9 protein-coding genes are annotated in these 14,390 nt (G+C 67.0%); 4 read left to right on the top strand and 5 right to left on the bottom strand.

The window, feature by feature from the left end; translation table 11 throughout:
• Window positions 1-514: 514 nt before the first annotated feature.
• Window positions 515-2,023, bottom strand: coding sequence for a DUF4214 domain-containing protein (locus F0U63_RS35440; RefSeq protein ID WP_395837003.1), 1,509 nt, complete (start codon window positions 2,021-2,023; stop codon window positions 515-517).
• A gap of 220 nt (window positions 2,024-2,243) precedes the next feature.
• Between F0U63_RS35440 and F0U63_RS35435 the strand changes: the two genes are divergently transcribed.
• Complete coding sequence (locus F0U63_RS35435) at window positions 2,244-4,928, top strand: ATP-binding protein (RefSeq protein WP_395837001.1); 2,685 nt, start codon at window positions 2,244-2,246, stop codon at window positions 4,926-4,928.
• 367 nt (window positions 4,929-5,295) lie between these two features.
• Window positions 5,296-6,276, top strand: a complete 981-nt coding sequence (locus F0U63_RS35430; RefSeq protein WP_395836999.1) for a Kelch repeat-containing protein — start codon at window positions 5,296-5,298, stop codon at window positions 6,274-6,276.
• A gap of 21 nt (window positions 6,277-6,297) precedes the next feature.
• On the opposite strand, the gene F0U63_RS35425 is transcribed toward F0U63_RS35430, so the two are convergent.
• On the bottom strand, window positions 6,298-7,776 hold the full coding sequence (locus F0U63_RS35425) for an ATP-binding protein (protein ID WP_395836997.1): 1,479 nt from the start codon (window positions 7,774-7,776) through the stop codon (window positions 6,298-6,300).
• 180 nt (window positions 7,777-7,956) lie between these two features.
• Here F0U63_RS35425 and F0U63_RS35420 point away from each other — a divergent pair, with 180 nt between their 5' ends.
• Both F0U63_RS35420 and F0U63_RS35415 read left to right on the top strand, forming a co-directional pair.
• Window positions 7,957-8,634, top strand: coding sequence for a B12-binding domain-containing protein (locus F0U63_RS35420; RefSeq protein ID WP_395836995.1), 678 nt, complete (start codon window positions 7,957-7,959; stop codon window positions 8,632-8,634).
• A 256-nt stretch (window positions 8,635-8,890) separates the two neighbouring features.
• The gene (locus F0U63_RS35415; protein WP_395836993.1) at window positions 8,891-10,489 is read left to right on the top strand and encodes a multicopper oxidase family protein; all 1,599 of its coding nucleotides are present in this window, start codon (window positions 8,891-8,893) and stop codon (window positions 10,487-10,489) included.
• A 415-nt stretch (window positions 10,490-10,904) separates the two neighbouring features.
• On the opposite strand, the gene F0U63_RS35410 is transcribed toward F0U63_RS35415, so the two are convergent.
• The 3 genes from F0U63_RS35410 to F0U63_RS35400 are packed head-to-tail and all read right to left on the bottom strand — an operon-like array spanning window position 10,905 to window position 14,385.
• The gene (locus F0U63_RS35410) at window positions 10,905-12,209 is read right to left on the bottom strand and encodes an aspartate kinase (protein ID WP_395836991.1); all 1,305 of its coding nucleotides are present in this window, start codon (window positions 12,207-12,209) and stop codon (window positions 10,905-10,907) included.
• An 11-nt stretch (window positions 12,210-12,220) separates the two neighbouring features.
• Entirely contained in the window at window positions 12,221-13,084 is an 864-nt protein-coding gene (locus F0U63_RS35405) for a class I fructose-bisphosphate aldolase (protein ID WP_395836989.1), read from the bottom strand.
• 50 nt (window positions 13,085-13,134) lie between these two features.
• A complete protein-coding gene (locus F0U63_RS35400; protein ID WP_395836987.1) occupies window positions 13,135-14,385 on the bottom strand; it encodes a 3-dehydroquinate synthase II in 1,251 nt (416 codons plus the stop codon).
• Window positions 14,386-14,390 lie beyond the last annotated feature (5 nt).

Raw genomic sequence — 14,390 nt, 5'->3', positions numbered from 1 at the left:
CCTCCTGGGCAATGGCTGTCGTGCGGAAGATCCGTCCGCGGGGACGGGACCGTGAAGGGGAGGAGATCGTCGCGCAACGTGGTGCCCCACGTCCACTCCGCCTCATCCAAGACGGGGACCCTTCCCCCGTGCCGAGCGCGTGGTTCCGAGTTGTCATGGGCCGCGAGAAACCTGCATGCGACGGCCCATGTTAGGGGGGAGCGCTTGCATCTGGGCGCCAACCACTTGCGCCAGGACGCCAACCCTTTTCACCCACCGAGTGGTGGGAGCAGTCCGCGCGTGGCGCCTCCGTGGGGTGGACCCGTGCTGTGAGTCTTTGCCTGGGTCTTTGCCAGATACCTGGAGTGCGGCGGGCGGGGCAGGTGGCCAGGTTCCACGCGGGGAGAGAAGACCCGGCGGGCGTGGAGGCGACAGGGTGTTTGGGAGGGCGGGTGGAAGACCGGGCCCGCGGCCGTCCCCACGAAAGAGGCAGGGGCGGGCCAGCGGGCCGGTGCGAAGCGGCGACAGCGGGCGCCTAGAGCCCGTGCCGCGTCTTGTACTCGTTGCTGGAGATGAGGGACTCCACCACGTCGCTTCGTGTCGCTCCCGTCTGCAGGGCGTTCACGTAAGTGGCGAGCCCGGAGGCATCGGGATCCCTGCCCAACAAGACCGCATACGCATAGGTGACGAAGTACGTGTTGGACATCGCGTTCAGTGTCGACGCGGGGGTGTAGTTCCCCGTGGCGAGTCTGTTGGTGCGGTACTCGTTGGAGTTGAGGAAGGCGACCTGCACTTGAATGCGGGTCATGGAGCCATTGTTGAGGGTGTTGGTCCAGGTGGTCATCCCCGACGCATCGGCCACGCGCCCCAGGAGGATTTCGTAGAGGTACTTCACGTAGTCCGCATGGGTCATCGAGTTGGCGACCACGGGAGGTGGCTGTCCACCCGCCGCGGCCTGGTTCGCGTTGATCTGCGCATCGGTCAGCAGTCCACGGCTCGTGATCGTGGTCCTCTCCGCCGCGCTGAGGCTTCCGCCAGCGAAGGCGGACACCAGGAAGAGGTGGACCTTGGGCGTGTTGAGGTCATACATCAAACCGAAGCGGCTCTCGGACATCGAACCGAGCTCTGGCTGATCCAGAAGCTCATAGAAGGAGACCGACTCCAGGTTGACCTTCGTCTGGGACAAGATGATGTTCAGATGCTTCGTGACGCCCCGGAAGCAGGCCTCGGTCATCGGCTTGCCGGGGAGGTTCTCGTACGGGGTCCTGCTGCCATAGGGCGTGTTGGGGTCTCCCGCGTAGATTTCCGCGCAATTGAATTCATTGATCCTGACGGGCTTGTTGAAACGGGCCATGTTGGCGAAGAGCCCGCCGGAGCCGAACCAGGGGTCCGCGTCGAGGCTCGGGTGCTCCTGCCAGGGGTAGATGTGATAGCCCAGCACATCGAACTCCACGCCTTGCGAGACCATGAAGTCGATGAAGCCATAGCCACGGCCGATGAACCCCAGGATGATCCGCAAGGGAACCCCGGAGCTGGCCCGGACATCCTTGATGGCGCGGGACATCCCACGGTTGACGGCGGCCTCACGCCGGCCACAGTCGGTGTTGTACGGCGAAGCATCCATGGCGGACGAGCCGGGGGCGATCCGCAGTTGCCGCTCGTTCTGGAGCTCCCAATCCCGGATCAGATGCTTCATCTGATTGACGATGTTCCGGGTGGCATCATAGGCCTGCTGTTCCGTGGCCTGGGTCCCGCAGGTGTAGCTGTTGTTCTTCGGATCGTACAGCATGGCTTCCAGCTGGATGCCGCGCTCCTTGAAAGCCGTCACGACCTGGGTGAGCCAGTTGATGTCCGACTGGGGAGAGATGTCCAACCGGACGGAGCGGATGTTCCTCTGGCTCAGCACCAGTGCCGTCTGTCTGGCCTGGTCCACCGTGCGGACATGCGCTGGATGAAGATTCACTCCATAGGTCAGCGCTTGGGCCGTTGAAGACCACGCGAGGACCAGCAGGCCCAGTGCTGAAAGCAGCTTGAATCGATTCATGACTCTCCCAGGAATAGCGAACTGGACAGCCCTGTCGCATATTTCCCGTTTTGGAGCAATGATTGTTTTCTTGCTCATACTTCTCTCGTGGTGTCTTCCCACCTGTGGCTGCTCAGCACCGCACGTTCGGTTCGGCCGGCGCCCCATCCCGTTCCGTGATGGACGGTTGCTTTCCATGGCGCCTGAGTCCGCGTGAACGACTCTGTTAGACACGCGCGGCATGCGAACCGATGCCACCCAGCCGGGGCAGTTGGCCGATCTGACCCACTGCGACAAGGAGCCCATCCACATCCCTGGCCGCATTCAGGCTCATGGGGTGCTCCTGGTGCTTCGGGAACCCGCGTTGACCCTCGTGCAGGTCAGCGAGAACGTCGCCGATTTCCTCGGGATATCGGTCGGGGCGCTGCTCGGACAACCCCTGCGCTCCTTTCTCCGGGAAGATCAGCTCGCCCCGCTGCTGGAGTGTCTGCATGGGCACGGTCTCACCGAGCCCGTGCGGCGCGACCTCGTGCTGCGCACTCCCACGGGGGAGCGACTCTTCGACGCCATCCTTCACCGCCACGGTGGGGCGCTCATCCTGGAGCTCGAGCCCTTCTCCCGGCAGGACGACGCGGCGGCGCTCGTGGCGCCCTACCAGCAGGCCCGTGAGGCGCTCGCGCGGCTCAAGGCCGCCACGAGCCTCGACGAACTCTATCGGATCGCGGCGAGCGCGGTGCGCCGGCTCACCGGCTTCGACCGGGTGCTCATCTACCAGTTCGACCCGGAGGGCAACGGCGAGATCGTGGCCGAGGAACGGGATGCGTCCCTCGACGCCTTCCTGGGCTTGCACTATCCCGCCTCGGACATCCCCCGGCAGGCCCGGCAGCTCTATCTGCGCAACTGGCTGCGGCTCATCCCGGACGCGCACCGTCCCACCGCCGCGCTCGTTCCCGCCCTTCATCCCGACACCCGGCAGCCCCTCGACCTGAGCGTCTCCATCCTGCGTGCCGTCTCGCCGGTCCATATCGAGTACCTGAACAACCTGGGCCTGCGGGCCTCCATGAGCATTTCGCTCATCCGCGCCAACCAGCTCTGGGGGCTCATCTCCTGTGGTAACCACCAGGGGCCCAAGCACGTCCCCCATGACCTCCGGGTGGCGTGCGAGCTGGTGGGCCAGGTCCTCTCCCTGCGGATCTCCCTCCTCGAGGAGGCGGAGTTCGCGCGCGAACGGATGCGCCTGCGGTGGCTCACGGATCGGCTCACCGAGCAGATGGCGGTGGCAGTGGACTTCCGTGACGGGCTTCTGCGGCATCAGCCGAACCTGGGCGAGCTGTTCGAGTCCTCGGGCGCCGCCCTCTGCTTCGGGGGGGAGTGCTCGCGCCTGGGGCGGACGCCGAGCGAGGACGAGCTGTGGGCCCTGGCACGGTGGCTCGACGCGAACGTCCGCCTGCCCGTGTTCCACACCCATGCGTTGTCGCGGCTGTTCCCCGCGGCCGAGCGGTACAAGGACATGGCCAGTGGGCTGCTCGCCATCCGCGTCTCCAGACACCAGAGCCACTACGTCTTGTGGTTCCGTCCGGAGATCATCCAGACGGTGACGTGGGGCGGAGATCCTCGCAAGCCGGTGGAATTCGGCCCGGACGGGCCCCGGCTGCACCCGCGTAAGTCCTTCGCGCGATGGAAGGAACTCGTCCAGGACCAGTCGAGGCCCTGGCTCGCGCAGGAGCTCGAGGCGGCACATGAGCTGCGGCGGGCCATCATGGACGCGGACCTCAAGCGGCAGGTCCTCCATGAGCAGGAGGCCCGGGCCGAGGCCGAGGAGGCGCGGCGGTTGTTGGCCTCCCTGACGGAGGCCATCCCCCAGATGGTGTGGTCCACCGATCCCCTCGGCAATCCGGACTTCTACAACAGCCTCTGGTTCGAGAAGACCGGGTGCTCCCTGGACGCGGCCCGGGGTCAGGGCTGGGCACAGGTCCTCCATCCGGAGGACCGGCAGCGCACCCTGCATGCGTGGCTCGAGGCCACCCGGACGGTACGGGACTTCGATATCGAACACCGCTTTCGCATGGTGGATGGGAGCTACCGTTGGCAGCTCTCCCGCGCGCTGCCCGTGCGGGGCCCGGATGGGCAGGTGACGCGCTGGTTCGGGACCTCCACGGACATCGATGACCAGAAGCGCGCCGAGGAGGAGCGCTCACGGGCCATCCTGGCGCGCGAGGAAATCCTCGCCATGGTCTCCCATGATTTGAAGAACCCACTGGGCGTCATCCTGTTGTCCACCGCCCTGATGCGCCGCTCGAAGCTCGAGGGCGAGCAGGGCGAGCAGCTCCGGGGACACCTGGAGAAGGTCCAGCGCGCGGCCGAGCGGATGAACAGCCTCATCCGCGACATCCTCGATCTGGCGCGCATCGAGGCGGGGCACTTCTTCATCGAGCCCGTGCCACACCCGCCCTTCGCGCTGATGGACGAGGCCATCGAGCTGCTGTTGCCCCTGGCGGCCCAGAAGGGCCTGCGGCTGGAGCGGTACGGGTGGAGTGAACCCCTCGGCCCGGTGTCCTGCGACCGCGAGCGGATCCTCCAGGTCTTCTCCAACCTGCTGGGCAATGCCATCAAGTTCACCCCGGCGGGTGGCGAAGTGCTCGTCTCCGCCGAGCCGGGCGAGGGCTCCGTGCGCTTCTCGGTGAAGGACACCGGGCCCGGCATTCCCCCCGAGCAGCTGCCCCACCTCTTCGATCGCTACTGGCAGGCCCGGGACAAGGCGCGCATGGGCTCGGGGCTCGGGCTGTTCATCTCCCGGGGCATCATCGCCGCCCACGGCGGCCATATCTGGGTGGACAGTACCGTGGGTGTGGGCAGTACCTTCTCCTTCACCCTGCCGCTGGAATCGGCACACGATCGGCCCCTGGGGACAAGTCAACCAGGATGAACCAGACACTTCCGGCCGCATGAGTGCGCATGGTTCAACAGCCGACGCACCCGCGATTGAGCCCTCGTCCCGCGCTGCCTAGCTTTCGCGGCACCTCGGATCTGACTGCTCTGGAACACATGAGCGTCAGCGCCGGGGCCACTGCCTGCGGGGGTCGTCGGACATGTTCATGAAGAAGACCATTCGTCGTGGTGCCGTGCTGGCCTTGCTCGCGGCGCTGGGTGGGTGTGGGGCTCCGGGACTGGACGGGGCTGAAGACAGACAAGACATGACGAGAAGGCCGGTGGCCTCTGGCTCGGCCTCGAGTGACGGTGAGGCACCCGATGCGCCGTCCTGGGCGGTCACTGGGAGCATGGAGTTGCCGCGCATGTATCACACCGCCACCCTGCTTCCCATGACGGGCCAGGTGCTCGTGGCGGGCGGCTTCAATACCACCACGGAGGCGTACGAGCCGAGAAATGGAGAGTGGTGGCGGGCGGCCAATACCCTCACCACCCACCGCTCGCACACGGCGACATTGCTGCTCGATGGCCGGGTGCTCCTGGCGGGTGGTGGACAGCACCCCCGCACGGGGGTCAACGCGGAGCTGTACGACGAAATCACGGTCCGGTGGAACGCCGCGGGCCGCATGATCACGACCCGCTTCGGTCACACGGCGACGCTGCTGCCCGATGGCCGGGTGCTCGTGGTGGGGGGCACCGACAAGGAGTCCGGCGGGCGCACGCTGAGCTCGGCGGAGCTGTACGATCCGGGCACCAACACCTGGACGGCCACGGGAAGCTTGACCGCGGCGCGCACCCACCACGCGGCGACGTTGCTGCCCGATGGGCGGGTGCTGGTGGTGGGCGGAGATGACAAGAAGATCCGCAAGAACACGGCGGAGTTGTATGACCCGAGCACTGGGACGTGGTCGTCCACGACCAGCATGTGGGCGGCGCGCACCTATCACTCCGCGACCCTGCTGAGCACGGGCCAGGTGCTCGTGGCCGGAGGTGAACCGGACGGGCGCAATGCCTCGGCGGAGCTGTACGATCCGGCCACCCAGACGTGGTCGTCCACGGCCAACATGAACGAGGCACGGCGCTATCACACGGCGACGCTGCTGCCCGATGGCGGGGTGCTCGTGGCGGGTGGCTACCATGACAGCCGCGGTATCCACTTCTCCGCGGAGTTGTATGACCCGGCCACGGGGACCTGGAGCTCCACGGCCAGCATGAACGCGGATCGCTTCCAGCACACGGCCACGTTGCTGCCCAATGGCTCCCTGCTCGTCGTGGGCGGTGTCGGCAATCACGATCAGTCCTCCGCCGAGGTGTATGCGCCGCGGGTTCTCGCGGCCCTGGAGTAGCGAGGGCTCGCTGCCCGTGGCTCATGGCCCCAAGGTCGCGAGGGTGGGGGCCTCGTGCGCCACGGGCACGACGAAGGAGAAGGTACTTCCGTGGCCGGGCTCGCTCTCCACCCAGATGCGCCCTCCGTGTGCCTCGACGAGCCCCTTGGCGATCGACAGCCCCAGCCCGGCTCCCCGTCGATCTCCGTGCCGCATCTGCCAGAAGCGGTCGAAGAGGTGCTCGCGGGCCTCGGGGGGAATTCCCGGGCCGGTATCACTCACCCAGAAGTGCACCACCTCTCCCTCCGCCCGGGCACCGAGCGTCACCCGGCCCCCGGGCGGGGTGAACTTCAGGGCATTGCCCAGCAGGTTGGAGAAGACCTGGAGGATCCGCTCCCGGTCCACGCGCACCCAGGGCAGCACGTCGGGGATGTCGGTGCTCAGTTGGAGTTGCGAGACCAGCGGGCGTACCTCCTCGAGCGCCTCCTGGAGGAGTGCCTCCGCGGGCTCCGGATAGGTCTCCACGGCCAGCCGGCCCGCCTCCATGCGGCTCACGTTCAGGAGATCCTGAATCAACCGGTTCATGCGCTCCACGGAGCCGCGGATGATGCGCAAGGGGGTCTGGAGCCGCGTGTCGCCGACGACGAGCTGGTGCTTCAACAACGTCTGGGCACTGAGGGAGATGGCGTTGAGCGGATTGCGCAGGTCGTGCGCCACCACGGCCAGGACGTCGTCACGCGCCTGGGTGGCCTCCCGGGCAGTCCGGTAGAGGCGGGCACTCTGGATCGCGAGCGCGGCCCGGCGCGCCAGCTCCTCTCCCAGCCTCAGGTCCGCTTCTCCATACCCGTGACGGGGAGCACTGGAGACGAGCACGAGCATGCCCAGGAAGTGTTCGTGGACCAGGAGGGGCAGGCCCATGAGCGAGCGCGGGTTCAGCTCGAGCAGGAGCCGGAGGTGCTCCTCGCTTCGCACGAGGGACTGGAGACTCCCGGAAGTCACCTCCGGCAGCACCCAGGGCCGCCGCGTCTCCAGCAGGCACGAGAGCAAGGACGGGCCACGCCGCTCCAGCGCCATGCGCTCCAAGGCCTCGGCGAGTGGTGCCTGGTTCGCGTCACGATGCACCGCTTTCAGCCGCCGGGGTCTCCAGTTCTCGGTCTCCAAGGCGAGCAGGCAGCAGTCCGCCAGGGAACCCACCGTCAGCGCGGCCACGTTCGTGAGCGTTTGTTCATGGTCCAGTGTCGATGCGAGGCGAGCGCTCATCTCGCTCAGGACGCGGCTCTCCCACTCGCGCCGCTGCGTCGCGGGGGTCGAGGCCTCTCGCTGCCGCGACCCGAGCAGGACCCCCACGCCCAGTGTCAGCGCCATCAGCACCGCCACCCACGGCAAGCGCCAGCCCTCCGTGTGTCTTGGGAACATCACGGCGAGCACCAGGGCGAGGGCTCCCAGGACGAGGAGCCCCGACAACATCCTCCTTCCCGCGGTCTCCCAGGAGAGCCGGCGCATGTCTTTTCCCTCTCCCATGAGCCCTCCTGACCAGAGGGACTCTGGCGTCCTTCAAGATGGGGCGGGCGGAAGATATTTCCAATCCCAACGCACGGATGGGATAGAGGCGGGCAGGGCGGCGCCAGGGCCTTCTCCCTGTCGCGAAGGAGGACGTCATGGCTATGTTTGGCTTGGAGGAGGCGCGTGCCGGGGGGAACCATGGAACAAAGCCAGCCAGCGGAGCTTCGCTTCCTTCGCCTGCTCGCGTCCTATATCGCCACGCAACTGGCGGGGGACCTGCGGGGCTCCCTGCGTCTCCTGGATGAAGCCTTGGCGAGGGGTGCCTCCGTCACGGAGCTCCAATGCCAGGTGATCCAGGCGGCGCAGCGAGAGCTGGGCCGCCTGTGGAATCAAGGTTGCATCGACATCGCCGAGGAGCATCGGGCCACCGCCATCTCCCAGGTGGCGCTCGCCCACCTCTTCGCCCGCGCCCAGCCCGCGCCCGCCCGGGGCGTGAGCGTGGCGGTGGCCTGCGTCGAGGGAGAGCTGCATGAGATGCCTGCCCGCCTGTTGTCCGACTTCCTGGAGCTGGCGGGCTTCACCGTGATGCACCTCGGAGCCAACCTGCCCACGGACAGCCTGGTCTCGCTCCTCGAGCGAGAGCCGCCGGACGTGCTGGCCTTGTCGGTGACGATGCTCTTCAACATCCCCGCCCTCCGGCGGGCCGTCGCGGAGGTCCGCGGGCGGCTGGGCTCCGCTCTGCCCATCCTTGTGGGAGGCTCCGCCATCAATGCGCTCCCGGGGCTGGTGGAGGAACTGGGCGTGGCGAGCGCGGGTCCGACCCCGGCCGAGCTGGAGTCCGCCGTGCTGCGCGCGGTGGCGCGACGTCTTCATTGAGGAGCCGGTGGGGCTCTGGCGCCAGGTCCCTCCCAGGGATGGTGCTTGCCCGGTCCCTTCTCGTCTCGGACGGCCGGGCAATCCATTATCAACTTCAAGGCGTTGGGGAATGGAGTTTCCGTTCCCGCACGTCGTGGCAGTTTGATGGAGAAAACTCCAGCGATTCCCTCACATCATGAATTCAAGCTGGTTCTACTCTCGCGTTCCCCTGTCTGATTGAGTTCAGGGAGAAAGCGCGAGATTGAAATTGGGACTCTTGAATCTCCGACGTGGCGGTCTGCCGCTGCTGGGTGTTGGCTTGATGGCGGGTGCCGCCGCCGTCACCCTTCCAAAACCGTGGCCATGGCCGAATCCAGGGCCTGGTGGGCCTGGGTCCTGGCCGCAGGGCCAGAAGGTTTCTCAGGAGCTGGTCGTCAAATACGGCACCAATCGCATCTGCCGGACCATGGAGCAGGGCGTCTGCAAGCAATGGGACAGCGTGAAGTTGCGCTCCTACAATGGGGGGCTCGTCGGACCGACCATCGAAGCGCGGCCCGGCAACACCGTGAGCATCCTCTTGGACAATCAGCTCCCGCTGGAGCCACCTCTGGGGGTGGAGCAGCTGCTCCATCCCACCCCCAACATTCCGCACGGCTTCAACACCACCAACATCCACACCCACGGGCTGCACGTGTCTCCCGTGGGCAACTCGGACAACGTGCTGCTGGCCATCGGCCCCCAGAAACGTTTCGAGTATGAAATCAAGATTCCCGAAGACCACCCCGCCGGGACCTACTGGTACCATGCCCACAAGCACGGCTCGGTGGCCTTGCAGGTCTCCAGTGGCATGGTCGGTGCCTTGATCGTCCGCGGCGACATCGACGAGCTTCCCGCCATCAGGAATGCCCGGGAGCAGCTCTTCGTCTTCGAGCAGATCCCCTATGTCCTGACGGAGGATCCCGAAGCGCCGGGCACGCAGATCAACATGGTGGAGAGCTACGACCAGTTCATGCCGGGGCGATGGGAGGAGTCCGGCCTGCGCACCCTCATCAACGGGGAGTTCATGCCCACCTTCAAGCTGCGGCCGGGCGAGACGCAGCGCTGGAGGTTCATCCATACGGGCACCATGGAGGCGCTCCGGCTCCGGCTCGTGCGCGAGAGCGATCAGAAGGCCGTGATGACGCAATACCAGATCGCCCACGATGGCATCACCACCGGCCGCCTCGACGCGGTCCAGGAAACGGAGATGTTTCCCGGCTACCGGGTGGACGTGATGGTGAGGGCCGGTGCCGTGCAGGAGACCTACCTGCTGGTGGATGAGGCAAGCGCTGTCCAGGACTCGCTGCATGGCCAGGAGGAGTCGCGCAAGGTCCTGGCTCGCGTCGTGGTGGAGGGCAGGAGCGGCGGCATGATGCCGCTGCCCAGCCCGACCGATCTGGCCAGGCTGGTGCCCTTGCAGCCCCTCAAGGACCAGGACGTCACCGGCACTCAGGAGGCGCACTTCTCCGTGGATTTCAGCGCCACCCCACCCAAGTTCATGATCAACGGCAGGCCATACGACCCGAACGAGCCGCCACGCCGGCTCGAGTTGGAGGCGGTGGAGGAGTGGCACCTCTCCGCCTCACCGCAGCTGGGTCATCCCTTCCACATCCACGTCAATCCCTTCCAGGTGATGCTGGGCAATGGAAAGGATGTCTGGAAGGATACCCTCTTCATGAAGCCGGGTGAGTCCTTCCGGCTGCGCACCCGCTACTCGCGCTACATCGGGAAGTTCGTGCTGCACTGCCACATCCTGGACCATGAGGATCTGGGGATGATGGAGGTGGAGGAAATCGTCCCACCCGGTTCGACGAGCAGTAGCGAGCATCCCCACTGAGTCCAGCACCGGGCTGCCCTGAAGGTGTGGCTTGGGCAGCCCGGTTCGTGGCCTCCAGCTCCACGCGCCCATCTCTCAGGCCGGGGTGCTGGAGGTGAGAGGCCCGGCGGACGTCTCGCCGATGCGGTGCTCCGGGCGCTCTTGAGGAGATGTCCGTCCGGGGTGCGCGCCTGCCCGCATCGGGCTGGCTGGGCTTGCCCACGCTCACGTCCATCTCGGCCACCAGGCCCGCCACCTGCTTTGGGTGACACTCCGGGGCCAGGCCCGTCCTCCCGGCCGCGCACCCGCTCGAGGCGCGCTCCATCGGGAAGTCCGTGCCGCACTGCACCGCTACATCCTGGAGACCCCCGCACCGGGCCGCCCTGGAACCAGGGCCCGGGCAACCCGGTGCGGGGTCTCCCCCTCGGTCCGCCGCTCAGGCTGGAGCGTTGGCCGTGAGCGCGTCGGCGGAGGTCTCGCTGGTGAGCTCGAAGGTGTCATGCAGCAGGCGGATGGCGTTGTCCGCCTGGCTCGACTCCAGCAGGCAGCTCACCCGCAGCTCGTTCACCACCAGGCCCGACACGGCGATGCCCTGCCGGTTCAGGCTGCGGCACAGGCGGGCGGCGATTCCCGGATCCGAGCGCAGGCCAATGCCCACCAGCGACACCTTGGCCAGGTTCGACGACACCCGCAGCTCACGGGCACCGAGCCGCTTGGAGAGCTGCTCCAGGCGGGAGCGCACGCGCAGCAGCTCCCCCTCGGGCAAGGTGAAGGAGATGTCCGTCCGGGTGCTCTCCTGGCCGCAGCGGGCATGGCAGAGCATGTCCACGCTCACGTTCAGCTCGGCCAGCAGGTCCGTCACCTCCGCCAGCTGCTCCGGGTTGCACTGCACCCCGAGCAGCTCCACCCGGGCCTGCCCGCGCTCGCACGCCAGCCCCGTCAGCTTCCGGGCCTCGAGCACCTGCTCCCGGGCGACGATCCGGGTCCCTTCCTCCTCCGAGAACGTGCTGCGGACGTGTACGGGTACTTTGTATTTCATGGCGATCTCCACGCTGCGCACCTGGAGCACCTTGGCTCCCAGGGACGCCAACTCGAGCATGTCTTCATAGGCAATGGCCTTCAGCTTCCGCCCGGAGGGACAGACACGGGGGTCGGCCGTGTAGACACCATCCACGTCCGTGTAGATTTCACAGACATCCGCCTTCAGCTCGGCCGCCACCGCCACCGCCGTGGTGTCCGAACCGCCGCGCCCCAGGGTGGTGATGTTGTTGTGGGGATCCACCCCCTGGAAGCCCGCGACCACGACGATCTGCCCCTGGGCGAGGGCCCGGCGGATGGGACCCTGCTCCACCCGCTGGATGCGGGCCCGGGAGAAGGCGCTGTCCGTGAGCACCGGCAACTGGTGCCCCAACAGGGAGAAGGCCCGTCCGCCCGCTGCCTGGATGGCCAGTGCCGTCAGCGCCACCGACACCTGCTCTCCCGTCGACGCGAGCACATCCAGCTCCCTCGAGTCCGGCAGGGGGAGGACCTGGTGGGCCAGCTTCAACAGCCGATCCGTCTCGCCAGCCATGGCGCTGACCACCACCACCACGTCGTTGCCCGCCCGCTGGCTGGCCAGCGCGATACGGGCGATGTTGCGGATGCGCTCGACACCCGCCACGGACGTCCCCCCGAACTTCTTCACGACGAGGGGACGCCGCTGGTTCTGGAACGCCAATCCCCCCGTAGGGGGATGGCTCATGACCGTGGGCTTCATTTCACGACCTCTTCCACCACGGGGGACCAGCGCACCGGGGGCGCGTGGTCGGGCAGGGACCAGGAGAGGGTGGGCTCCGGCACCACGGTATTGCTCCCCAGGATCACCTCCTGCAGACGGCTGAGCGTGGCGCGGGCGGACTCCCGCTGGAAGATGTTGCGTCCCACGCACAGCCCGGTGGCGCCGAGGCGCACCACCTCCTCGGCCATCATGAGGATCTCCGCTTCCGAGCGCATCGCTCCCCCCGCGAAGAACACGGCGGTGTGCTCCTTGATGCCCTCGAGCAGCGTGGGCATCAGCGCCAGGTCATCCGGTGCGGCCAGCTTGAGTGCGTCCGTGCCCAGCTCCACGCACGCGCGCATCAGGTGCTTGAGCCTGTTCACGCGCTGCTCCTGCGCGTCGCAGGAGACCTTGTCGTAGAGCATGGTGAGCACGGGCAGGCAGTACTGCTGGGCCTCGTCCACCACCGCCCCGAGCTGGGCCAGGTTGTGGGCATCGTTCTTCCCATCGAAGTTGAGCTGGAGGGAGACCGCGTCCGCCCCGCAGCGGAGTGCCGCCTCCACCGAGGTCAGCCGCTCCTTGCGGTCCGGTGTCGGGGCGAGCGACATCATTCCATTGAGGTGGATCATGACGCCGATGCCATTCAACAGCCCGTGGCTCCCGAGCCGCTCCACCATTCCCTTGTGGGCGATGATCCCCGTGATGCCCGGATGACCTATCCAGCGCGACAGCTGCTCCACGCTGGCCAGGCCCTCCACCGGTCCAATCGTCAGCCCATGATCCATGGGGACGATGATTCCCCGTCCGCTCCGGCGGTCCACGAAATGCGACCAGCGGATGCGTTTGGCGGTTCCATTCATGATGACTGTTTCCTCCTGCTTGAAATGAAGTACTTCGATGGGGATGCGGCTCAGGTCTCGATGATGTGCTCGTCGACCTTGATGCCCACGTGCCGGCCGGGCGTGGCCAGGTGGCCGAGCACCTTGTCGCCGGGCTTGAGGGCGGTGATGTTCAACGGCTTGGCATCGTCGGAGAAGATCCGCACGTGCCAGTCGTCCTGCATGATGGCGTTGATGCGCTCGCCGCTGGCGAACTCGACCTCGATGAGGCGCAGGGGCCGCACCTCCGTCTTCATCCGGCCGACGCTGGAGCGGCGCGTCTTGCCGGTGTGGTCCACCAGCATGATGGACGCGCCCGCGCGCAGCTCACTCATGTAGTCCGTGCGGTTGTTGTAGTTGTAGACGTAGCTGTGCACGGCACCGGCGTTCACCCGGAAGGGGCGCAGCTCCATGTACGGCAGGAAGAAGACCTCGGGGCAGCACAGGATTCCGCCCTGCGAGGTGGAGCCCACCAGCATGCCCTCCGTCGGGGAGAAGAGCGTCGTGGTGTCGATGCAGCTGCGGTAGCCCATGCCGATGGGCACGCTGCGCACCACGCTGGCCACCTCCACCTTCGTCGCCGCGCGATCCATCCGGCCGAGCCGCGAGACGAACTCGCTCAGCGCCCCGTGGCTGCGCGGCGAGAACATGACGCCGTCCGCGCCCACCTCCATGACGCCCAGGGTGACGATGGCGTCATCCACGTCCGTCGGGGTGTTGATCTCCTTGATGAGCACGGTGCGCGTGGCCTGCAGCGAGGCGATCACCAGCTCCAGCGGGATGTTGGTGGGATCCCGGAAGCGGACCATCAGGTAGGCATGGTGGACGCCTTCCTGGATGGACGCGTGGAGGCTGGCCCCGTCATCCACGTAGGCGCGGTAGCAGGTGTTGAACCCCAGCTCCGCGGCCTTCTGCAGCACCTGGACTTCGGGGCTCGCCACCACGAAGCTCTGGCCGCCCTGGGGCAGGGTCTTGAGCCGCTCGAGGTCCTCGAGGCGCGGGGTATGGAGCACCTTGATCACCCGCGCCGGGAGGGCTGGAGCGAGCGCGGCCACGTTCTCCGGGTAGAGGACGACGCCGGTGTAGGCCTGGTTGACGACCCGCCCGAGCATGCCCTCGCAGTCCGCGGGAGTGGCCAGCCCGGCCGTGTCGAACCAGACGATGAGCGAGCCGGCTTCCTCCACCCGGTTGCGGTCGCCCTCGACACGCTCGAGGCGGATGCGCTCACGCTTCTGCATGTTGACGGAGTCGTTGTTGACGGTGTTGGTCGAGATAACGTCCATGATTG

Origin of the sequence: Cystobacter fuscus, assembly GCF_044360685.1 — a bacterium.
GTDB lineage: Bacteria > Myxococcota > Myxococcia > Myxococcales > Myxococcaceae > Cystobacter > Cystobacter fuscus_C.
Note: the sequence above shows the minus strand (reverse complement) of the source record. Positions and strands in the feature narration are given on the sequence as shown.

What these genes read in the sequence shown, in the direction of transcription:
- F0U63_RS35420 (WP_395836995.1), top strand. Translation starts at nt 7,957, where the DNA reads ATGGAACAAAGCCAGCCAGCGGAGCTTCGCTTCCTTCGCCTGCTCGCG.
- F0U63_RS35410 (WP_395836991.1), bottom strand. Translation starts at nt 12,209, where the DNA reads ATGAGCCATCCCCCTACGGGGGGATTGGCGTTCCAGAACCAGCGGCGT.
- F0U63_RS35430 (WP_395836999.1), top strand. Translation starts at nt 5,296, where the DNA reads ATGTATCACACCGCCACCCTGCTTCCCATGACGGGCCAGGTGCTCGTG.
- F0U63_RS35425 (WP_395836997.1), bottom strand. Translation starts at nt 7,776, where the DNA reads ATGGGAGAGGGAAAAGACATGCGCCGGCTCTCCTGGGAGACCGCGGGA.
- F0U63_RS35405 (WP_395836989.1), bottom strand. Translation starts at nt 13,084, where the DNA reads ATGAATGGAACCGCCAAACGCATCCGCTGGTCGCATTTCGTGGACCGC.
- F0U63_RS35435 (WP_395837001.1), top strand. Translation starts at nt 2,244, where the DNA reads ATGCGAACCGATGCCACCCAGCCGGGGCAGTTGGCCGATCTGACCCAC.
- F0U63_RS35440 (WP_395837003.1), bottom strand. Translation starts at nt 2,023, where the DNA reads ATGAATCGATTCAAGCTGCTTTCAGCACTGGGCCTGCTGGTCCTCGCG.
- F0U63_RS35400 (WP_395836987.1), bottom strand. Translation starts at nt 14,385, where the DNA reads ATGGACGTTATCTCGACCAACACCGTCAACAACGACTCCGTCAACATG.